The organism is Devosia sp. MC532 (assembly GCF_016461625.1).
GTDB lineage: Bacteria > Pseudomonadota > Alphaproteobacteria > Rhizobiales > Devosiaceae > Devosia.
The window spans coordinates 63,427-83,845 of the sequence record NZ_JAEMNZ010000012.1; the positions used below are offsets into that span (position 1 = coordinate 63,427).

The following is a 20,419-nucleotide window of genomic DNA, read 5'->3' on the forward strand; positions in this document are numbered from 1 at the left end:
GACTGCTCATTCAAAATTCCGTTTTGAGGAACCGACGCCGGAGAGCGGGGTCGGTGGACGCAAATGACTCGCAAGAAACTCGATTTCCGAGCGGACGCTTTTAGAAACGTGCTGGGGTTCACCTTCCGGCATTGGAAAGGCCAACCGGTTCGCATTGCTACAATCATGGGTCTCGTCATGCTGGCCACTTTGGCCGAAGCGATGAGCCCAATCTTTGCTGGCCGCCTCGTGGATGCGGTCGCCGGTCAAGGCAATGACGCGGTCACAGCCGCGATCACGGCCTTCGTGACGATGAGCAGCCTTTATCTGTTCTCCGTCATCATGCGGCAGCTGACGTTTTTCAACATCATCAAGCTGACGCTCAAAATGATGGGCGAAATCGCCTCGAGCGCCTTCCATCGCGTCCAGCGCTTCTCGACCGATTGGCACGCCAACAGCTTTGCCGGCTCAACCGTCCGCAAGATCACGCGCGGCATGTGGGCGCTCGATCTGATGAACGACACTCTGCTCGTGGCACTCGTCCCTTCGCTCACCATGCTGGTTGGCGCGACCATTATTCTGGGTCTGCAGTGGCCAGTGATGGGCCTGCTCGTTGGCGTTGGCTCCATTATCTACATCACCGTCACGCTGACCCTCTCCACCGGCTACGTTGCCCCTGCGGCAACGCTGGCCAATGCCTGGGACACCCGCATGGGTGGCGCTCTTGCCGATGCGGTCAGCTGCAATTCGGTGGTCAAGGCCTTTGGCGCTGAACACCGCGAGGAAAATCGCCTCTTGGGCGTTATTCGCAAGTGGGACAGCCGCACCCGTCGCACATGGCAGCGCGGCACCATCAATGGTGGTGTGCAGGGCCTGATGATGGCGATGATGCAGACCGCCATTCTGGGCCTTGTCATCTGGCTGTGGACGCAAGGGGAAGCAACCCCGGGCGACATCGCTTTTGTGCTCTCGATGTTCTTCCTGCTCTCGGGCCATTTGCGCGACGTGGGCCACCACATCCGCAATCTGCAGAAGTCGGTCAACGATATGGAAGAGCTGGTCAATCTCTATAGCCAGGCGCTCGGCATTGATGACAAGCCCGGTGCTACGCCCATCAAGATCACCGAAGGCGCGATCGCATTCAACGACGTGCGCTTCCAGTATGGCTCGCATCAAACCCCGCTGTACGACAATTTCTCGGTGTCGATTAAGCCGGGCGAACGGGTTGGCCTCGTGGGGCACTCGGGCTCGGGCAAGACCACTTTCGTCAAGCTGATCCAGCGCCTTTATGACGTCAACGGTGGTTCTGTGACCATCGATGGTCAGAACATTGCCGAGCATCAACAGGCTTCGCTCCGTGCGCAACTCGCTATCGTTCAGCAAGAGCCGATCCTCTTCCACCGCACTCTGGCAGAAAACATCTCTTATGCGCGCCCCGGCGCAAGCTTGAGCGAAGTGATGGAAGCGGCCAAGCAGGCCAATGCGCACGACTTCATCATGCGTCTGCCCAAGGGCTATGAGACCATGGTGGGCGAACGCGGGGTGAAACTGTCGGGCGGCGAGCGTCAGCGCGTTGCCATCGCACGCGCATTCCTAGCAGATGCACCCGTGCTGATCCTCGACGAGGCCACCTCCAGCCTCGACAGTGAAAGTGAAGTGATGATCCAGGAGGCGATGGAGCGTCTCATGGAAGGGCGCACCACTTTGGTGATCGCGCACCGCCTCTCCACCGTTCGGGCGCTCGATCGTCTGTTGGTTTTCGACAAGGGCGAGATCGTTGAAGAAGGGAGCCACAATTCCCTCATCCGCCTCGACGGCGGCATCTATCGCCGTCTCTTTGAGCGGCAGGCGCTAGAACTCACCAAAGGCCTAATCGACTAATAAAAAGGGCACCCTCAGGTGCCCTTTCTCATTCTTAGAACATGCGGTCGCCAGCGGCCTCGATATAGGCCGTTTCCTCAGGCGTATTCTTGCGTCCCAATGCGGCGTTGCGCTTGGGGAAGCGACCGAATTTGGCGATCGTATCGCGGTGCTCTTTCATGAAGTTGAGCGTGCCTTCGTCGCCATAAAGTCCGTAAAGGCGAACGCCTTCATCCTGAACGACAAGGCTTTCTGCGTGCATATGCGGCATATAGAAAAACGTCGCCCAAGCATGGTCCACCGCGTCATCTGCGCCAGCGGACACGGCCTCTTGGGCGAGCGCCAGTGCCATCTTGTCCTGCGCAAAAGCCTCAGGCTTGCCGCGATGCAATTGGCGGGAGAACTGGTCGAGCACAATAATCTCAGCCAAGCGGCCTTCAGGCGTTTCGCGCCAGTGCCACGCTTCCCCGCGCGCCACTTCGGCGTGGAGTTCTGTGAACCGCGCCGCTAGCTTTTCGTCAAAGGCAGGATCGCCGCCAAACCAATCTTTCGGCCCATGCTCGACGAACCAGAAATCGAGTACGGCTTTTGCATCCTGCATGAAAACGCTCCTAGGCAATGAAATTGGACCACCTTCATATCGAAGATGGTCCAACGGGTCATTAAGCAACGAGTTCGAGACGGATGCGGTTGCCGAAGGGGTCTTGGGTCTCAAGATCATTTCCGACCACTGCAACCGGAGCCCCTGCCTTTTCAAGGCGCGCCTTGAGTGCGGCAAGGCTATCGGCATCCGGCAGACGGATGGTGAACCATTTCAGACCGGCAGCGCCCGCTGGGGGCAGCGGTGCATTTGGCCCCGCCCAGACGTTAAACGCCAGACTGTGGGGCATGTAGTCGAGACCAACATCCCCCATCCCATAGGAGTGGATCAGCAAGAACCCGGCAAAGCCGACGACGTCACGATAGAAGTCCATCGCCTTGTTGAGATCATTGACATGAACATGGACGTGACCAATGCGCGTGCCCGCAGCCATGCGTGGCAAAAGCACAGGGTTGCTGCCAAGCTCGCCAAGAAGACCATCAAGATCAATCGGGTCGCGGCCAGAATGGAGCTTGCCATCGGTGGTGACAGCATAGGACTCGCCCTTATCGGGGTCGTTCAACGTGCCGCGCCATGGTGTTTCAAGCGTAATCTCGACGCCATTCCCATCCAGATCCCAGAGATAGATGGCTTCCGAGACAAGGTGGTCGGTCGGCGAAATGCGGACATTGCGCTGCAGCGCACGAACCGCCATCTGCGCCAGTTCTGCGCGCGACACGACATGCAGCGCAACGTGATAGAGGCCGATTGTGCGTGGCACGACCGGGCGATTGGCCCCGGTTTCAAGGACAATCAATGGAACCCCGCCCGCGCCGAGGGTGAGCAGATTGCCCTCTTCCGAGATCAAATCGAGCCCAACAACATCCTGCCAGATGGCAAGAGCCTTGTTGCGTTCGGTAACGGCGATATGGACGGGACCAAGCGTCGTGGTCAGCGGAAGCACCGGCTTGGAGCGAACATTAGTCTGGACAGATGCGTCGATCATTTCGTGCCTCCTTCGGCAAAATCATTGACCCTGATGTAGTCCGTTCCGGCGTTCACACAAAGCGGCCGTCGCCGAAGGCTTCGTTCGATAGACTGTATCCAATCATATTCACCACAGACGTTTTACCGTCACGGCGCATCAAAAGGGGAGATCAAGCGCAAGTCCGCCAGAAGCGCGTCCCGCGCGATCACACCGATGCTGCCGGAGCGTCTCTGTGTCTCTTGGTTGAGGCGCACGACGACATAGGTCTCCTGTCCCTTTTGCGCCCACCCAACATACCAGCCCCAGCCCCTCGCGTAATCAAAGCTTTGGTCGGCGCGACGAGGATAGGCCGAGCCGGTTTTGCCATAAACAGCCCAACCATTGACGGTGCCACCGGGCTGCACCAGCGCACGGGCATTCGCCTGTGCCTGCGCGCTCACGGGAAGCTGGTTCTTTAACAGATCGAGCAGAAAGCGAGCCTGATCGCGCGGCGAGATGAGCAGTGAGGAGGACACCCAAGCGCGGTCGAGACCATTGTTCTCGCCCTCATCGCCAGAAAAATCGGCATTCCCATAGCCAAAGCTGCGCGCATAGCGGGTGAGAACCTCTGGGCCGAGAAAGCGGGCTATGCGCTGGGAATACCAGAGCGTTGAATTGATCATCCATTGGGTCGGATTGGTGTTTTCTTGCCAATTGGCGCCCCAATCGGGATCGCCTTTGAAAAACTCCAGAACCGGCTCCTTTGGAGATTTGATAAAACCCGCGTCGAACCCCATCACCGCGAGAGGGACTTTAAAGGTCGAAGCAGGCGTGACTGGCGTCGTGCAATCGCCGCGCTCAAAGACAATCGCGCCGGTCTGCACATCGCTCACCAGCGTGCACACCTCTTTGGCCTGGGCAGGAGCCCAAAGTGCCAACACCACGATCAATGATAGTATAATGCGCATACGCCCCTCCACAGCCGGCCTCAAAAACGAATGACAAAAGCGACAGAAGTAGGACCAGAACCAGTGCCGACACTTGGGCCAAGGTTTTTCATGCGCCCAGCTGTGGTCGTTGCGCCTGCCCTGCTTGGCGTCACCCTGCTCATCAACGGTGTTGGCGGAATTATTGTCGAGACTGAGGCCTACGCACCCGACGATCCCGCGTCGCACAGTTTTCGTGGTCCCACACCGCGCAACCAAGCCATGTTCGGCCCACCGGGGCACGCCTATGTCTACCGCATCTACGGCATGCATTGGTGCCTTAACTTTGTCTGCGAAAGCGGCCACGCCGTCCTTATTCGCGCTCTTAAACCCACCACCGGGATTGAGATAATGGCCGAAAGGCGCGGCACCACTGTCACCAAGCAATTGTGCTCGGGCCCGGGAAAGCTGGCGCAGGCATTGGGGGTGACCAAAGCTCTCGATGGGGCGCCGCTATGTGCCCCAAATGCCCATTTGGTGCCCACCGACGAGCCCATAAATGCCAGCACTGGGCCTAGAATTGGCCTATCAAAGGCCATTGAGGTGCCATGGCGTTTCGGGCTCATGGGCTCCCCCTTCTTGAGCCGCCCTTTCCCCAAGTCGTAATGCATCGCTTCGGGCTGCAATCTGGGCATGATCCATCACAAGGCCGCTGCAAGTGTTGCCACCCAGACTCACCCGTGATTCAAGGGTGACGTGGAAGCCATTGAGTCTCATGATCTGTTCTCGCCCCAACGCCAGCAGCGCCCGACGCCGCTCGCCGTTCTGCGCGATATATTCGGGCACAAGAACTTCCGGGGCCAGCAAGGCGATGTGATCGAACACGTCGTTGGCGGGGGCGATGCAGTCGTTCTCTTCCCAACTGGCGCTGGTAAATCAATGTGTTACCAGATCCCAGCCATCTGCCGCCCCGGCGTTGGCATTGTCGTTTCCCCCCTCATCGCCCTGATGCGCGATCAAGTGGAAGCGCTCAAACAAGCCGGTGTCGCGGCCGCCGCCTTGAACTCCTCCCTCACGGCTGAAGAATCCGCTGAAGTGCGCAGAAAGCTGCGACGCGGCGAGTTGGACCTGCTCTATGTGGCGCCCGAACGCGTGGCCACACCGGGCTTTGCGCAGATGCTGGGTGATTGTGAAATCAGCCTATTTGCCATCGACGAAGCCCACTGTGTGAGCCAATGGGGCCATGACTTCCGCCCTGAATACCGCGAACTCATTCATTTGGTTGAGCTTTTTCCGGGCGTACCGCGTATCGCGCTGACCGCGACAGCCGACCCGTCGACCCGCGAAGACATTATCGAACGCTTGGGGCTTGAGCAGGCCGAGGTCTTCACCACCAGCTTTGACCGCCCCAATATCTCCTACTCGATTGTCGAGCGCGATAAGGCGCGCGAGCAGCTTTATGATTTCCTCTCCAGCCATCGCGGCGAAAGTGGCATCGTTTATTGCCTCAGCCGCGCCAAGGTTGAAGACCTGGCCGATTGGCTAGAGCGTAAGGGGATCAAGGCTTTACCCTATCATGCCGGGATGAGTTCCGACCGCCGCAGCGCCCATCAGGACGCCTTCCTCAAGGAAGAAGGCCTTTGTCTCGTGGCCACCGTGGCCTTTGGCATGGGCATCGATAAGCCCGACGTGCGCTACGTGGCGCATATGGATTTGCCCTCATCTATCGAGGCTTACTACCAGGAAACCGGCCGCGGCGGACGCGATGGCCAGCCCGCCGACGCCTGGATGAGCTATGGCATGGCCGATGTGGTGCAGCGTCGCCGGATGATCGACGAAGGCAATGCGCCCGACGAGATCAAACGCCTAGAGCATAGCAAACTCAATGCCTTGCTCGGAGTTTGCGAAACTGCAGGCTGCCGTCGACAAGCCATTCTCAACCACTTCGGCGAAGCCCATCCGGGCAAATGCGGTAATTGCGACACCTGCCGCTCACCGGTCGAAAGTTGGGACGGCACCGAGGCCGCGATCAAGGCTTTGGCCGCGATCTATCGGACCGGCATGCGGTTCGGCGCGGCCCATGTGATCGATGTGCTGACGGGCAAAGAAACCGAGAAAATCCAACGCTTTGGCCATCAGCACCAAAAGGTTTTTGGTCAAGGCAAAGAGCTCGACGCCAAAAGCTGGCAGTCCGTTCTCCGCCAGTTGACGGCGCAAGGTCTGATCATCGTCGACCACGCCAACCATGGGGCGCTGACACTCTCCGAAAATGCAGGGCTGGTATTTAAGCGCGAACGCACGGTGATCCTGCGCAAGGACCGCCCGAAGAAGGCCCTTGAGGTTCGCCGTTCGCTGCAAAAGGCGGTTGAGCTACCAGCCGAATGCCAGCCCCTATTTGACGCGCTGCGCGAAGAGCGCCTGCGCCTCGCCAAGCTGCAAGGCGTTCCACCATATGTGATTTTCCATGACGCGACGCTTCGCGCCATGGCTCTCGCACGGCCTACACACCCTCATGATATGCTGAACCTTCCCGGCGTTGGCCAAGGCAAGCTTGATCGGTATGGCGAAGACTTTTTGGCGGTCGTTCGCGCTAACATTTAAAACCACGGCCAGTTCGCAAATCCAAAGCGTCTCGGCGCAATTCGAGAAGGTGTTCTATGGAATTGGGCAAGAGCGGCAAGGGTAGTCGGCTCCAGATCGTGGACGTCGCGCGCGGCGTAGCGATCATCGCTATGGTCATCTACCACCTCTTCTGGGACCTCTCTTACTTTCGCATCTTCCCAGTTGACGTAGGCTATGACCCGGGGTGGGTGTTTTTCGCGCGGTCCATACTGTTTACATTCATGTTTCTGGTCGGCGTAGGGCTGGTCTTGGGCCATGGAACGGGTGTGCGTTGGCGTTCATTTTGGAAGCGCTGGGCCTTTGTGGCCGCAGGTGCGGCCATCATAACCGTTTCCACCTACTTCACTTTTCCCGACACCTTCGTCTATTTCGGCGTTCTCCACGCTATAGCTGCCGTCAGTGTTTTGGCGCTGCCGTTCCTCTTCACGCCACTCTGGCTGACTGGACTGGCAGGGCTCATCATCGCAATCCTGCCCTTCGTTTTCACCAACCCCTTCTTTGATCAGAAGATCACCAGCTGGATCGGATTTTCTGCGGTACCGCCTCCGGCGAATGATCTCGTCCCCCTGTTTCCATGGCTCGGCGTTGCGCTGCTCGGCGTAGCAGCGATGCGGTCTATCCGCGCCAACGAATGGGACGCTCGCTTGGCGCAACTCAACTCAACCGCTGCTGTCGCTCGAGGGCTGGCCTTCTTGGGCCGCTGGAGCCTTCTTATCTATCTGCTGCATCAACCTATTTTACTGGGCGTATTGACGCCTCTCGCTGGGGCATTAGGGACACAGGAGGCGGCCCGGGAGATTGAGTTTTTGTCGGCCTGTCAGACCACCTGCGAAACCAATGGCACGACGGCTGAACAATGCGCCATCTACTGCCAATGTGGGCTCGCAGGTATCGAGCGCGACCAGCTTTGGGACCCGATTTATTCCGGCGTTTTCAATGACGAACAGCAAGACAATCTTGATGCAAACAATCGCCAGTGCTCGGTGCTGATCTATCCGGAGTTGGAGGGAACGCTACCCGAATTGTGAGGTTCTTTTGTGGGCGGCGTGTCAGCCCCCTCACCCGACCCCTGGCCGACCAAACCTCAACACCGTCCTTACCACCAGATCAAGTCGGGTGATGACGGGGTTGAGGGGGCGGGGCGGTACGGGACGTTCGCGGCGGCTAAGTGCTTGCCGCTTTGGCATTGGCGGAAGCGACCAGTTCGTCGGGAATGTCGTCGAAGCTGGCGTAGTTCATATTGTAGAGCTTTGAGTACAGCCCACCCAACTCCATGAGCTGGTTGTGATTACCCTCTTCGATCTTTTCGCCGTTTTGCAACACGATGATGCGGTCAGCGCCACGGATGGTGGCAAGGCGATGGGCGATAACCATGCCTGTGCGACCCTTGAGCAAGATTTCGAGCGCCTTTTGGATTTGGCGTTCGGTGTAGCTGTCGATATTGGCGGTCGCCTCGTCGAGGACGAGAATTTTCGCATCGGCCACTAGCGCGCGGGCAAAGCTGAGCAATTGGCGTTGGCCGAGTGAAAAGTTTGAGCCTCGTTGTTCCAACGGGGTGTCATAGGCTTCAGGAAGACGAGCGATAAAATCATGCGCGCCGACGGCTTTGGCAGCGGCAATGACGTCGTCACGGGTAGCCGTCAACTTGTTGTAGCGAATGTTTTCGAAAATGGTGCCGGTGAAGAGGAAGGGCTCCTGCAAAACCATGGCCACCTGCGCCCCAAGGCTCTCTTGGGTCACGTCGCGCACATCGTGACCACCGACAATCACCGCCCCGTCCTGCACTTCGTAAAAGCGATGAACGAGCGACATGGCCGAGGTTTTGCCAGAACCCGTTGGGCCAACGAGAGCAACGGTTTCGCCTGGGTTGACCTTGAACGAGACGTTCTTCAACACCGGGCGCTTTGGATCATAGCCGAAAACGACGTTGCGGAATTCGACTGAGCCATCCATGTCAGCGCCGAGGGTTTTGGCATCTGGCTTGTCGTCGATGACCACTGGCAAGTCGATGACTTCCATAATGCGACGCCCTGACGTCATGGCGCGCTGCATGATGGAATATTGCATTGTCAGCGAGCGGATCGGATCAAAAAAGCGCTGGATATAGAACAGGAAGGCGACGATGACGCCGACCTGCAAATTGCCATTGAGGACCATGGCGCCGCCGACGACGATAACAGTCGCCATGGAAATGCCGGTGAGGCTATCCACGATTGGTACCATGACCTGCGCATATTTCGAGCCGGTCAGTTGAGTGCGCAAATTGGCATAGGCCTTATCGTCATAGAGGTCGAAATTGACCCGCTGACGATCAAGGTTCTGCACAGTTCGAACGCCATTGATGCCTTCGGCCATAGCGCCTGCTGTGGTCGAATTAGTCTCATGCGCGGCCCAGAAAGCGCGTTTGGCCGGAGGCAACCAGAAGAGGCGGACGACAAACAGGATCGGCATAGTGACAAGCGTCAGAAGCCCCAGCCATGGATCAAGCGTCAGCAGCACGATGACAATGCCGAAGAGCAGAACAATGTCCCCGACGGAAATGATGGAGGTTTCCAGAAACTCCTGCATCGAGTTCACATCGCCCTGTAGGCGCGACATGAGACGGCCGACCTCGGTCTTATCCATATAGCTTAGCGAGACGCGCTGTAGCTGGGCCATCATGGCGCGGCGCATGTCGAAAAGAACATTCTCGGCTACGTCACCGACCTGCTTTTCTTGCGTATAGGAGGCGACATAGTTCACCAAAATGGCAATGGAGAAAGCCACTAAGGCGGAGATGAGGTTGTTGGTATTGCCACCTGCGCTCATGCCGCTGTCGATGGCATTGCCAATAATCAGTGGGATAGCGAGCTGGGAGCCAGTGAACACCAGCACAGAGGCCACCGAGATATAGATCTTTTTCCTGTAAGGACGGACATAGGCCCAGATGCGTCGCACGGTTTGCGGGTCATAGGCTTTACCAAACACTTCTTCTTCGACGCGATGGCTGCCAACCGAAGCGCGAGGGGGGCGCTGTCCGGGGAAAGTGGCGGTATCGCGCTCGTCGTCGGTCTCAATCACGCTCATTCTGCGGCCCCTTCCAACTCTTCGGTGGGGCGGGTCTGCAGATCGTAAAGGGCGGCATAGCGCCCGTTGAGCGCCAGCAGCTGGTCATGTGTGCCCTGTTCGACAATCCGGCCATCTTCAAGGAAGAGGATGAGGTCGGCATGCATGAGCGAGGAAAGGCGATGAGCGATTATCATGGTGACACGATCAGAAGCGTAGCGGCGGATAGCGCTGCGAATACGGTGTTCGGTTCCCGCATCAATAGCGGCGGTTGAATCGTCGAACACCATAACCGCCGGTTTCAATACGAGGGCGCGGGCGATGGAGAGGCGCTGGCGCTGGCCGCCAGACAAGGACACGCCACGCTCGCCGACGACTGTGTCGTAATCGGCAGGCAGGCCCGCGATATAATTGTGCAATTGAGCGCTCTCAGCAGCGCGTTCGATCTTGCGCTCCTTGGCCCACGGGTCGCCATAGGCGATGTTGTTTTCAATCGTGGTCGTGAAGAGGAAGCTATCCTGCTGCACGACGGCTACCGAACGCCGCAGACTTTCGAGAGTCACCTTGCGCACGTCCTGCCCATCAATGGTAACGCGGCCAGAGGTAACATCGTAAAAACGCGGAATAAGATGGGCGAGCGTGGACTTTCCTGAACCCGGCGCTCCGACGATACCGACGGTTTGACCAGCGTGCGCTTCGAAGGAAACACCATTGAGTGTTGGGACGGTCATGCCCGGATAGGTGAAATGCACATCTTCAAAGCGCAGCGTGCCCTTGGACACCTTGAGCGGGGCCGCATCTGAAGCGTCCACGATCTCATTATCCTCGTCCAAAAAGCCGAAGAAGCGCTCGCCGCATGTGGAGGCGCGGGCGAAGGAATTGACCATCATCCCGAGCTGGCGCACCGGCATTTGCAAAATGGTCATGAAGGTCAGGAAACTGGCCAGCGTGCCAATGCTGATCTCGCCTGCGATGACCTTATTGCCGCCAAACCACAGCACAAGCGCCATGGAAATGAAGAAAGACAGGTTCATCGCCGAGGTGGATTTGACGCGGATTTTCACGCGGTCATGCGCCAAGGCCAGCGCTTCGGCTGAGGCCGTGTCGAATTTATCCATTTCGTATTTTTGGCCGGAGAAGGCGCGGACGACGCGGATACCGCCGAGGTTTTCTTCCATGACGCGTGTCATCACGGCGAGCTTTTTTTGCAGAACCAGCCAGGTGGAGCGCAAGGTGAGCTGTGCGATGGAGGAGTTCCAGGCGACGAAAGGCACAAAGCTCAGGGCCAATACCGCCAACAGAGGATCTGTCGAGAACAGCATGTAGGCGCCAATCCCGAGCAGCACGCAGAACAGAAAGACGCGGATAATACCGGTCGAGAAAAAGACGCGGATGCCTTCAAGATCGAGCAGGCCGATGGTGATCAAGTCGCCGGAGTGGACCCGGTCGTGATAAGAATATGAAAGCCGCTGGACCTTTTCGTAAAAGGCCAAGCGCAGCTCATAGCCGACATAGTGGGTGACGCTTTCGGCGTAGTAGTTCTGAACCAGCGTGAACAGGCCGCGCAGAACAGAGACAACGAACAAAGTTGCCGCTGTCCAAAGCAGCGCCTCCTGCGCCCCCTCGCCCGCCACGGTCAGCACATTTTGCGCCTGATCTATGGCCTGCCCCAAAAGCCGAGGGATCAGCAATTGCAGGGTGGCGGCGATCAACGTCGCGCCGATCGCAAAACTGGCCTGCCAATAGTGACGGAGAGAATAGATCGCGATACGCAACAGGGGACTTTGCCCCTTGCCACTATGGGCCGCAGCGACATGAGTTCGTGCATCACCGCGTGAACGTTCGCGGCCAGCCTTGAGGGTAATCAAGGGACTAATCCAGAAATAGTGTGGGGCCCGAAGGGGAGGCGGAAACCGTCGACCAACGATCGGGCAAATCAACTCGCGTCCCTATAAGAGGCCGAATAGACTTACCATTCAAGATGCATTTAGCGCAAAAGTATGACTGTTTTTCCGCATTGTTGGTGAATAACGGCATATTGGTCACGCATGGCCCCATGCTTAAGCAGTGATGGCCAGAAAGATTGCGCTGCGCCATGGCTTGGCGTGAGGAGAAACTTCAATGCCCGCGTTTGCCACTATCGCCCTGATTGCCGTCGCTGTTTTAACGACATCGACTATTTCAGGCGTGTTCGGCATGGCGGGAGGCCTGATCCTACTAGCCCTTTTGCTCACGCTGCTGCCCGTAGCGACAGCAATTGCCGTTCAAGGCGCAATCCAAATTCTAGCGAATGGCTCGCGGGCATGGCTATCGCGCGAACATATCGACTGGCGCATCCTCTCAATCATCTGCGCGGGTCTATTTTGCGTTGGCGTCATCCTCTTCACCATTCGCTACATGCCCGATCTGGCAACGGTTTATATCGTCATTGGTCTCCTACCCATCTTGGTCTGGATCCCCAATCAATGGCTGCAGCTTGACGCCAGCAAACCGTTTCACGCCTTTCTCGCTGGTTTCCTTGGTGGCGGCCTAAATCTCACGGTTGGCGTGGCCGGGCCGACCATAGACATTTTCTTTATTCGCACGCAGATGGACCGCCGCCGGATTATTGCGACCAAAGCCGCGTCGCAGGTGATCTCCCACGCCGCCAAAGTGGTGTTCTATTCTGGTCTCGCAGCGGCCATGGGCATGGGCGACTGGCTCATTGTGCTGATCGCTGCGCCCTTCGCAATTGCTGGTACAAGTCTGGGCTATCACATCTTGCAGCGCATGACGGACGCGGGATTCCGCAAGTGGACACGGCTCATCGTTACAGCCATTGGCCTCTATTATTTGGTGCGCGGCCTGATGATGGTTGGCGGGGTCTGATTTCCTGTGGGATTACAGGATATTGCTAAAACCGGTTCACACATTTGATGGCATTGGATTATGGTGGCTTAGGGAGACACCATGGCACCATTCGACAGCGTAACCGCACGACTGATTTTGCTCTTGGCAGAGACCGGCTCTATCGGCCGCGCTGCAGAGCGAGAAGGTATTGCATCTTCAGCGGTTAGCCGCCGAGTTTCGGACCTTGAGGCGCGTCTTGGCGTTGTGCTTTTCGATCGCTCCGCTCATGGCGTGAAGCTGACAAAAGCAGGTGAGGCCTATGCCGATGGCTGCCGGACCGTTCTACGATCCATCGCGGATCTTGACGCTATCATGGCCGATTTCAGCTCCGGTTCGCGCGGTAGCCTGCGCCTTGCGTGCACCGGGTCTGCGCTAACCGGGCGGTTGCCAGAATTGCTGGCCAAGTTTGCGGGCAAATATCCGGGCATTGAGATTGCCATTCGCGAAATGGGCGCGGCCAAGGCGTTGATGGCGCTCGACGAAGGTCAGGCAGATGTCGCTATTGTCTCGGACAATTATGACTTTACGCGTTTTGATATTCGGCCTTTTGAAGACGAGCGCGTCTGGGTATTGGCGCCACCAGAACATCCGCTGGCGGAAAAGATCGAGCCGCGCAAGGCCCTCGCATTTGAGCATGCTCTTCCCTATCCAATCGTCGGCATTCACCGCACCGGCTCGCTCGATCGTCTGTTGAGTGAAGCGGCAGAAGAACAGGGAAAGACCCTCAACGAGGCTCTGCGGGTTGAAAGCTTCCCAGCGCTCGTGCGCATGGTGGAAGCAGGCTTTGGAATCGGTTTCCTGCGCTCAACGAGCCTGCATTTATTGGCTGGCACAGATCTGGTCTGTGCACCTTTGGCGGAGCCTTGGGCGATGCGGCAATTGCTGGTCGCGCGCCGCAAATCCTCCCCTCTTTCTGCAGCCATGAAAAGCTTTATTGCATTAGTGAGCGACACTTACCTACCAAACACCTAAATCAGAGGTTAAACCTCATGTTTTCCTTTGACTCCTAATCCCAACAGCGTTTAGGAAGCCTCAGAGCGCTGTATACCTGACAGCGTTAGTTCACTTAACTGGACTGGAAAACACCGTGAGCATGCTCTTCCGCACGACTGCCGTTGCCGCCGCCCTGTTTGCAGGCGCACTCTCGATGGCCACTGTTGCCACTGCACAAGACAAGGTCATCACCCACGCACAGGGTGAAACCACTGTTTCTGGCGTTCCGGCTAAGGTTCTGGTTCAGGACTGGGCTTCGCTCGATAACCTCGCCGCACTCGGCGTAACCGTTGCAGGCGTTCCTTCCTCGAACGCTCCCGGCTACCTCAAGGACGTTATCCCAGCCGACGCTCTGGCGCTCGGCTCGCTGTTTGAGCCTGATTTTGAAGGTATCGCAGCGTCGGAATCGGACGTTTATTTCATTTCAGGCCGTTCGGCTTCGGTCTACCCGACCGCTAAGGACATTCTGCCAACAATCGATCTGTCGGTGAACAACTCCGCCATCGTTGATGGCCTCAAGAACAACCTCACCACGCTTGGCACCATCTTTGACAAGCAGGACAAGGCCGCTGAGCTGATCGCCAATGTCGACGCCAAGGTTGCTGAAGCCAAGGCCGCAGCAGAAGGCAAGGGCAAGGCGCTGGTTCTCGTGACCAACGCTGGCAAGCTCGGCGTCTATGGTCCAGATAGCCGCGTTTCCTGGGTTTACAATGAGCTTGGCATGGAATCGGCTCTGCCAGAAGTTAAGGACGGCGATCACGGTGGTGACGCTGTGACCTTTGAATTCCTGCTCGAAATGAACCCAGACTGGGTATTCGTTGTCGATCGCGATGCGGGTACCGGTGAAAACGCTGGTGCAGCTCAGGCCCTGCTGGACAACGAACTGTTCAACCAGACCACCGCTGCCAAGGAAGGCCAGATCGTTTATCTCGACTCGCAAGCCGCCTACATCACCATGAACGGCTACCAGGCCGTGACTCTGCTGCTCGATCAGGTTATCGCTGGTCTGAACAAGTAAGTTATTCTTGAGCCCGGTGGTCATAAGCCACCGGGCTTTCTATAAAATTTTAGCCTGGATTGCTCATTGCCCGCCCTGATAGCTGGAACGATCATCACAATCGCTCTTGCGATTGTTAGTCTGTTTGTTGGCGTTAGCGACGTGTCGCTGACGTCTTTGTTGTCTGGCGGGTTTGACGGCCGTCCGGGCGAAGTTCTTCTCATCAGCCGAATCCCGCGCACGTTAGCGCTTATCCTTGCTGGCGCTGCCATGGCCATCTCGGGCCTGGTGATGCAAATGGTTGTGCGCAATCGCTTTGTGGAGCCGGGCACAACCGGCACCAGCGAATCTGCCGCCCTCGGCTTCCTCGTGGTCACCCTTGTCGCGCCCGGTTGGCCGCTGATGGCGAAAATGGTTGTCGCGGCGCTGTTTGCGCTCGGTGGGACAGCTCTGTTCTTGCGCGTGCTGCGCGCTGTGCCGCTGCGTGACGTTCTGCTGGTGCCGCTGGTCGGCATTATGCTCGGCGGCATCGTCGGCTCAATCAGTGCCTTTATCGCCTATCGCACCAATTTGATGGGATCGCTCCTCGCTTGGAATATGGGCGATTTCTCAGGCGTCATTCGCGGACGTTATGAGCTGTTGTGGATCGGCCTCGTCGGCTGCGTGATCGCCTATATTGCGGCAGATCGGTTTACCGTCGCTGGCATGGGCAAGGATTTTACCACCAATCTCGGGCTGAACTATCGGCGTGTGATGTTCCTAGGCTTGGTGATCGTCTCGGTGGTGAGCGCCGTGGTGCTCGTCTCGGTCGGCTCTATTCCCTTCCTGGGGCTGATTGTGCCGAACCTTGTGAGCATGTTGGTGGGCGATAATATGCGCCGCACCGTGCCATGGGTCGCCATTGGTGGCGCAGGCATGGTTCTGGCCTGCGATATTGTCGGCCGTCTCATCCGCTATCCCTATGAAATCCCCATCTCGGTGGTGATGGGCGTGGTTGGCGCTGTGCTGTTCCTCTATCTGCTGCTGCGCACCCCGCGAGGTGCAAAATGAGCGCGCCTGCTGTGTCGACTAACCCACTGGCGCGTCTGTCGCGCCCGGTCTGGGTGCTGATTATTCTCTCCGTTCTTGCCGTCGCCTCCATCGTGCTGTTCATGACGCTGGGCGCAAAAGGAAGCTGGAGTTTCATCTTGCCGTTCCGCGGCAAGAAACTGCTCGGTCTAGTGCTCGTGGCCTATTCGGTCGCCGTATCGACCGTGCTGTTCCAAACAGTGACCAATAACCGAATTTTGACCCCCTCGATTATGGGCTTTGACGCGCTTTATGTGCTGATCAAAACCTCGATCGTCTTCTTCCTCGGCGTTGGCGCGCTGACCTCGATCTCAAGCGAATGGCAGTTTATTTTCTCGCTCGTCGCAATGGTCACTTTCTCCGGCTTCCTTTTCCGTTGGTTGTTCCTCGGCGAAGAGAGGAGCCTACACCTCCTGGTACTGGTGGGGATAATTTTCGGTACGCTGTTCAGATCCTTCTCAAATCTGATGCAGCGCATGATGGATCCCGGCGCATTTAACGTCTTGCAGGACACGCTTTTCGCCAGCTTCTCGACAACCGATCCGTCGCTTCTGGGCATTTCCTGCGTCATCGTCGGCGTGGTCAGTGTGGTCGGCTTCCGGATGATGCATGTCTATGACGTGCTCAATCTGGGCCGCGCGCACGCTATCAATCTGGGCGTGGACTATAAGCGCACCGTCGCCATTATTCTGGTTTTGGTGTCGATCCTTGTTTCCGTTTCAACCGCACTTGTCGGCCCTGTAACCTTCTTTGGCCTGTTGGTTGTGACGCTGGCCCACTCGCTCATCGGCAATTCTCTTCACCGCTTTGTGCTTCCCGCTTCGGTGCTGCTTGGGATAATTGCTCTGGTGGGCGGGCAGACCCTGCTCGAACGCGTTTTCGCTTTTGACACCGCACTCTCGATCATCATCGAATTCCTTGGTGGTGTTGTCTTTATTGCCCTCGTGCTGAGGAGATCGGCCCGATGATTATTACGTCGGAAGTCACTAAGAATTACGGCTCTAGCTGCGTCGTCGACGGCGTTACACTGGCGCTGCCACAGGGTGGTGTGACCTCCATCATCGGCCCTAATGGGGCGGGTAAATCGACCCTTCTGTCCATGGTTTCGCGCCTTATGGCGATGGACAAAGGCAGCGTGACGATCGGTGGGTTGGACGTGACCACGGCCAAGAGCGATGAGCTGTCAAAGCGCCTCTCGATCCTCCGCCAGGACAACCACATGACGGCGCGATTGACCGTTCATGATCTTGTTTCCTTTGGCCGTTATCCGCACTCCAAGGGGCGGCTTAATGTGCAGGACAAAGAACATATTGATCGCGCGATCAAGTACTTGGATCTAGAGGCCCTCTCCGGACGCTTCCTTGACGAGCTTTCTGGCGGCCAACGGCAGCGTGCTTTTGTGGCGATGGTTTTGGCGCAGGACACAGACTATGTGCTGCTCGACGAACCGCTGAATAATCTCGATATGAAGCATGCCATGGGCATGATGAAGCTAATGCGTCAGGCCGCTGATGACCTTGGCAAAACAGTGGTTTTGGTGTTGCACGACATCAACTTCGCCTCTTGGTACTCAGACCATATCGTGGCCATGAAGCTGGGCAAAGTCGCGGCTCAGGGAACGGTCAAAGAGATCATCAAGCCGGAAGTGCTCAACCCAATTTATGAAATGGATATCAATGTGCACGAAATTGGCGGGCAGCTGATCAGCGTTTACTACGGCTAAGTGTAAGCCTTTGGCGCGGCCATGGAATTTGGCCGCGTATCCCCGCCATTTGGGTGTGGCCTCGATTGGCATATTTGTGGCACTTGGCCAGCCTTTTTGGGCACGGGGGATGGCCCCTTATGGGCGCATGTTCTGAAAAGCGACAGCACACCCGCGCCCCGCGGCTTTGGCGGCATAACAGGCCGCGTCAGCCTCGCCGAGAAAGCCAACAGCATGAGGCGGCTTTGCCGTGATCGTCGTGACACCGGCACTGGCGCCGATGCTGTAGGCCCGACCTTCCCACATGAACTGAATAGCGGCGATTTGGGCGACGACCTTCTGCGCCAAATTCAGCCCTATAGTGAGCGGACAATCGCGCAGTAACAGCGCGAACTCATCGCCGCCAATGCGCGCGGCAAGATCGCTCTGACGACAGGCACCGCGGATGGTCTGCGCCACAAGCTTGAGCAGGGAATCGCCCGCAGCATGACCGGCGGTGTCGTTGACGGGCTTGAACCGATCGAGGTCAATATAGATCAGCACATGCTCTCGTGCTTCGGCTTGGGCGATGCCGATGACCTCAGCCAGAGCGCGATCAAAGGCGGCGCGATTGGGAATGCCGGTCAGCATGTCGTGCGTTGCCGAATGCGCGAGTTGGCGCTGCAGTGAGCGACTTTCCGACATGTCTTGGAAAACCAAGACCGCACCAATGACCTCATGGCCCGCGCCATTGACCGGCGAGGCAATGCAGCGGATGTCACGCACGCGGCCATCATGCGCCCACAGCAGGCAATCGTCTTCAAGGCGCACAAGTTGACTGCGCTCCAAGCAATTGCACACGGGATTGGGCAGAACAGCACCGGAGGACTCGCTGCGCACGCGGAAAACATCGGCACACTTGCGACCTATAACCACTTCATCGCCTAAGCCGAGCAAATTTTGAGCGGCAGGATTGAGGAAGCTGATGTAGCCCTTAGCGTCGGTGCTAATCATACCATCAGCCATGGCATTTAGAATAACGCTCAACCGCTCTTTCTGGGCCGCCAGTTCATATTGTAAATTTTTCAGTGTGGTGATGTCAGTATCGGTGCCAATCGTGCGCAACGGCTCGCCAGCTTCATCCCACTCGATGGCGCGGCCTCGGCTCAAGATCCAGACATAGGAGCCGTCTTTACGCCGTTCGCGATATTCGAGCCCCTCAAAAGCGTCATCGCTTTTGGCCTGGCGGTCTATATTGGCTTTCACTGCAGGCAGGTCGTCCGGATGGATCCTGGAATGCCAAGCGGCAGTAGCGCCGTCGACCCATTCGTCAACCTCATAGCCGCGTATCTGCCGCCAGGCGTCTGAATAGAAAATGCTGTCCGTGCGGTAGTCATAGTCCCAAACGCCTTGCCGCGCGCTTTGTAGAGCGAACCGCCAGCGCTTTTCGGTATAGATCAGCGCGTCCTCGGCTTTCTTTTGCAACTCTATGTTGCTGAACTGAATAACGACATGGCGCTGAACGCCCTCACTCTCGAGGACGGAGGCATTGACCATGACCCAAATGGGCGAACCGTCAGCGTGGCGCAGGCGATGTTCGCCCCGATAGGTCGAAATCTCGCCTCGGCACAGCCGATTAAAATGGAAGCGCGCAGCGGCAACGTCGGCGTCATGGACCGTGTCTTCGAGGGTAACTTCGGCCAGAGCCCCCTCAGCGTATCCCAGTAGCTGGGTGAAGGCGGGGTTGAAGTAGGCCAGCTCCCCCTTCTCATTGGCAACCACGAGCCCGAGCGGCGTTGCGGCTAGCAAGCTGGCCAGCGATGGTCCGAGATGATCGAGGCCACGTGCCTCCATAGGCGACTTAAGACGTTTTGAAGAGTCCATTGCGCTTTCAACCTTATCGACTGCGCGCCTAGGGCGAGGCTTGGGGGTATTGGTTCAGGCTTTTGTACGCGGCAGCAAGAAGTCCCGCTCTTTGGCCAAGCCGTGCCATTCAGAGGGCTCGCGGGCATCGAAGATGAGTGTATAGGGCCCCTGATATCGCGCTGCCTCAGCAATTGAGATGCACTGAGCATAGTCGTCTTGATTGAGCACGCCATCGATGAAATCGGCCTTGGCGTGACACAACTCTGCGCGTGGGAAGATGGATTTGAGCTCGGCGTATTTATTGGGGCCAGTAAAATTGCCGAAGTCTGCCAAGAGGCCAACACGGCCATCCAGCCGATCGAGAAGCGTGTGGACGCTTTCTGGCGTTGAAAGCAGATCGTACCAGTTCTCGGTGACGATGCGCGTCTCGCCGCTGTTGGCTTTGAGAAGATTTTTGAAGCCTGCCAATGAGGCCGCCAATGTTTCGGGGCGAGGCTTTTGCTTACCTGCAATGACGCGTGCGTTTTGCGCGCCCAAAGCATTGGCCACTTCCACCCATCCGGCAATCCAATTGGTATCGCGCTGGTGATGGATTGGGTCGGTCATGTCGCCTGCATCAATGAGCAGGGTTTGTAACGTGACCTTGGCGATGTTGAGCTGATCGCGCAATTCAGCAAGGTAGATGGGGTCTCGGCTGCGCAAATGAAATGAAACAATTTCGAGCCGGTTATAACCATGATTGGCAAGTACCGAAGGCAGGCCGAGCAATGTTTCGGTGCCCGAACCATATGTTTCGGCCATCCCCGTAACCTCATTACTATCGAGGTCGTGGGGATAGGTGGTGCCCAACAGCCGATGGAGCGACCATGTAGACACAGCTATTCGGTGCGCAACTTCGGTCATTTCAACATCCTCCTAGTACTAGGATTTCATGACCTGAAGAGGA

17 protein-coding genes are annotated in these 20,419 nt (G+C 57.4%); 10 read left to right on the top strand and 7 right to left on the bottom strand.

Features of this window, described 5'->3' with window-relative positions; genetic code table 11:
* The first annotated feature begins 63 nt into the window (after positions 1 to 63).
* Positions 64 to 1,860 (top strand): ABC transporter ATP-binding protein, encoded by a 1,797-nt coding sequence (locus JHC09_RS14560; RefSeq protein ID WP_199532562.1) that lies wholly within the window; start codon positions 64 to 66, stop codon positions 1,858 to 1,860.
* 34 nt (positions 1,861 to 1,894) lie between these two features.
* On the opposite strand, the gene JHC09_RS14565 is transcribed toward JHC09_RS14560, so the two are convergent.
* From JHC09_RS14565 to JHC09_RS14575, 3 genes are all read right to left on the bottom strand, one after another.
* On the bottom strand, positions 1,895 to 2,440 hold the full coding sequence (locus tag JHC09_RS14565) for a DUF924 family protein (RefSeq protein ID WP_169196192.1): 546 nt from the start codon (positions 2,438 to 2,440) through the stop codon (positions 1,895 to 1,897).
* 61 nt (positions 2,441 to 2,501) lie between these two features.
* Positions 2,502 to 3,425, bottom strand: coding sequence for a VOC family protein (locus JHC09_RS14570; RefSeq protein WP_199532563.1), 924 nt, complete (start codon positions 3,423 to 3,425; stop codon positions 2,502 to 2,504).
* 128 nt (positions 3,426 to 3,553) lie between these two features.
* The gene (locus JHC09_RS14575) at positions 3,554 to 4,354 is read right to left on the bottom strand and encodes a class D beta-lactamase (protein ID WP_199532564.1); all 801 of its coding nucleotides are present in this window, start codon (positions 4,352 to 4,354) and stop codon (positions 3,554 to 3,556) included.
* Between the two features lie 30 nt (positions 4,355 to 4,384).
* On the opposite strand from JHC09_RS14575, the gene JHC09_RS14580 reads away from it, so the two are divergent.
* The 3 genes from JHC09_RS14580 to JHC09_RS14590 all read left to right on the top strand — a co-directional run bounded on the left by JHC09_RS14580 (position 4,385) and on the right by JHC09_RS14590 (position 7,962).
* Positions 4,385 to 4,978, top strand: a complete 594-nt coding sequence (locus tag JHC09_RS14580; RefSeq protein ID WP_199532565.1) for a DNA-3-methyladenine glycosylase — start codon at positions 4,385 to 4,387, stop codon at positions 4,976 to 4,978.
* 90 nt (positions 4,979 to 5,068) lie between these two features.
* A complete protein-coding gene (gene recQ / locus JHC09_RS14585; protein WP_349236557.1) occupies positions 5,069 to 6,913 on the top strand; it encodes a DNA helicase RecQ in 1,845 nt (614 codons plus the stop codon).
* A gap of 56 nt (positions 6,914 to 6,969) precedes the next feature.
* Positions 6,970 to 7,962 (top strand): heparan-alpha-glucosaminide N-acetyltransferase, encoded by a 993-nt coding sequence (locus tag JHC09_RS14590; protein WP_182394772.1) that lies wholly within the window; start codon positions 6,970 to 6,972, stop codon positions 7,960 to 7,962.
* Between the two features lie 136 nt (positions 7,963 to 8,098).
* Here the strand turns inward: JHC09_RS14590 and JHC09_RS14595 are convergent, their stop codons facing one another.
* Together JHC09_RS14595 and JHC09_RS14600 are read right to left on the bottom strand one after the other, a co-directional pair.
* Positions 8,099 to 10,000: an ABC transporter ATP-binding protein gene (locus JHC09_RS14595; protein WP_169196198.1), complete on the bottom strand. Its 1,902-nt coding sequence runs from the start codon at positions 9,998 to 10,000 to the stop codon at positions 8,099 to 8,101.
* Positions 9,997 to 11,847 (bottom strand): ABC transporter ATP-binding protein, encoded by a 1,851-nt coding sequence (locus tag JHC09_RS14600; RefSeq protein WP_199532566.1) that lies wholly within the window; start codon positions 11,845 to 11,847, stop codon positions 9,997 to 9,999. The genes JHC09_RS14595 and JHC09_RS14600 overlap by 4 nt, the downstream gene beginning before the upstream one ends.
* A gap of 253 nt (positions 11,848 to 12,100) precedes the next feature.
* Here JHC09_RS14600 and JHC09_RS14605 point away from each other — a divergent pair, with 253 nt between their 5' ends.
* From JHC09_RS14605 to JHC09_RS14630, 6 genes are all read left to right on the top strand, one after another.
* Positions 12,101 to 12,847, top strand: a complete 747-nt coding sequence (locus tag JHC09_RS14605; RefSeq protein ID WP_199532567.1) for a sulfite exporter TauE/SafE family protein — start codon at positions 12,101 to 12,103, stop codon at positions 12,845 to 12,847.
* Between the two features lie 81 nt (positions 12,848 to 12,928).
* Positions 12,929 to 13,840 carry a LysR family transcriptional regulator gene (locus JHC09_RS14610; RefSeq protein WP_199532568.1) on the top strand — a complete coding sequence of 304 codons (912 nt, stop codon included), beginning with the start codon at positions 12,929 to 12,931 and terminating at the stop codon, positions 13,838 to 13,840.
* A gap of 121 nt (positions 13,841 to 13,961) precedes the next feature.
* Complete coding sequence (locus tag JHC09_RS14615; RefSeq protein WP_199532591.1) at positions 13,962 to 14,879, top strand: siderophore ABC transporter substrate-binding protein; 918 nt, start codon at positions 13,962 to 13,964, stop codon at positions 14,877 to 14,879.
* 66 nt (positions 14,880 to 14,945) lie between these two features.
* Positions 14,946 to 15,908, top strand: a complete 963-nt coding sequence (locus tag JHC09_RS14620; protein ID WP_199532569.1) for an iron chelate uptake ABC transporter family permease subunit — start codon at positions 14,946 to 14,948, stop codon at positions 15,906 to 15,908.
* Positions 15,905 to 16,894, top strand: coding sequence for an iron chelate uptake ABC transporter family permease subunit (locus JHC09_RS14625; protein ID WP_199532570.1), 990 nt, complete (start codon positions 15,905 to 15,907; stop codon positions 16,892 to 16,894). Before JHC09_RS14620 ends, JHC09_RS14625 begins: the two co-directional genes overlap by 4 nt.
* Complete coding sequence (locus JHC09_RS14630; protein ID WP_199532571.1) at positions 16,891 to 17,649, top strand: ABC transporter ATP-binding protein; 759 nt, start codon at positions 16,891 to 16,893, stop codon at positions 17,647 to 17,649. Before JHC09_RS14625 ends, JHC09_RS14630 begins: the two co-directional genes overlap by 4 nt.
* A gap of 117 nt (positions 17,650 to 17,766) precedes the next feature.
* Here JHC09_RS14630 and JHC09_RS14635 read toward each other — a convergent pair whose 3' ends face one another.
* A complete protein-coding gene (locus tag JHC09_RS14635) occupies positions 17,767 to 19,491 on the bottom strand; it encodes a PAS domain S-box protein (protein ID WP_199532572.1) in 1,725 nt (574 codons plus the stop codon).
* Between the two features lie 54 nt (positions 19,492 to 19,545).
* Positions 19,546 to 20,376, bottom strand: a complete 831-nt coding sequence (locus JHC09_RS14640; protein WP_199532573.1) for a TIM barrel protein — start codon at positions 20,374 to 20,376, stop codon at positions 19,546 to 19,548.
* Positions 20,377 to 20,419: the final 43 nt, after the last annotated feature.

Excerpts from the sequence above, each read along its gene's own strand:
- JHC09_RS14560 (WP_199532562.1), top strand. The coding sequence starts at position 64 with ATGACTCGCAAGAAACTCGATTTCCGAGCGGACGCTTTTAGAAACGTG.
- JHC09_RS14565 (WP_169196192.1), bottom strand. The coding sequence starts at position 2,440 with ATGCAGGATGCAAAAGCCGTACTCGATTTCTGGTTCGTCGAGCATGGG.
- JHC09_RS14570 (WP_199532563.1), bottom strand. The coding sequence starts at position 3,425 with ATGATCGACGCATCTGTCCAGACTAATGTTCGCTCCAAGCCGGTGCTT.
- JHC09_RS14575 (WP_199532564.1), bottom strand. The coding sequence starts at position 4,354 with ATGCGCATTATACTATCATTGATCGTGGTGTTGGCACTTTGGGCTCCT.
- JHC09_RS14580 (WP_199532565.1), top strand. The coding sequence starts at position 4,385 with ATGACAAAAGCGACAGAAGTAGGACCAGAACCAGTGCCGACACTTGGG.
- JHC09_RS14590 (WP_182394772.1), top strand. The coding sequence starts at position 6,970 with ATGGAATTGGGCAAGAGCGGCAAGGGTAGTCGGCTCCAGATCGTGGAC.
- JHC09_RS14595 (WP_169196198.1), bottom strand. The coding sequence starts at position 10,000 with ATGAGCGTGATTGAGACCGACGACGAGCGCGATACCGCCACTTTCCCC.
- JHC09_RS14605 (WP_199532567.1), top strand. The coding sequence starts at position 12,101 with ATGCCCGCGTTTGCCACTATCGCCCTGATTGCCGTCGCTGTTTTAACG.
- JHC09_RS14610 (WP_199532568.1), top strand. The coding sequence starts at position 12,929 with ATGGCACCATTCGACAGCGTAACCGCACGACTGATTTTGCTCTTGGCA.
- JHC09_RS14615 (WP_199532591.1), top strand. The coding sequence starts at position 13,962 with ATGCTCTTCCGCACGACTGCCGTTGCCGCCGCCCTGTTTGCAGGCGCA.
- JHC09_RS14625 (WP_199532570.1), top strand. The coding sequence starts at position 15,905 with ATGAGCGCGCCTGCTGTGTCGACTAACCCACTGGCGCGTCTGTCGCGC.
- JHC09_RS14630 (WP_199532571.1), top strand. The coding sequence starts at position 16,891 with ATGATTATTACGTCGGAAGTCACTAAGAATTACGGCTCTAGCTGCGTC.
- JHC09_RS14635 (WP_199532572.1), bottom strand. The coding sequence starts at position 19,491 with ATGGACTCTTCAAAACGTCTTAAGTCGCCTATGGAGGCACGTGGCCTC.
- JHC09_RS14640 (WP_199532573.1), bottom strand. The coding sequence starts at position 20,376 with ATGACCGAAGTTGCGCACCGAATAGCTGTGTCTACATGGTCGCTCCAT.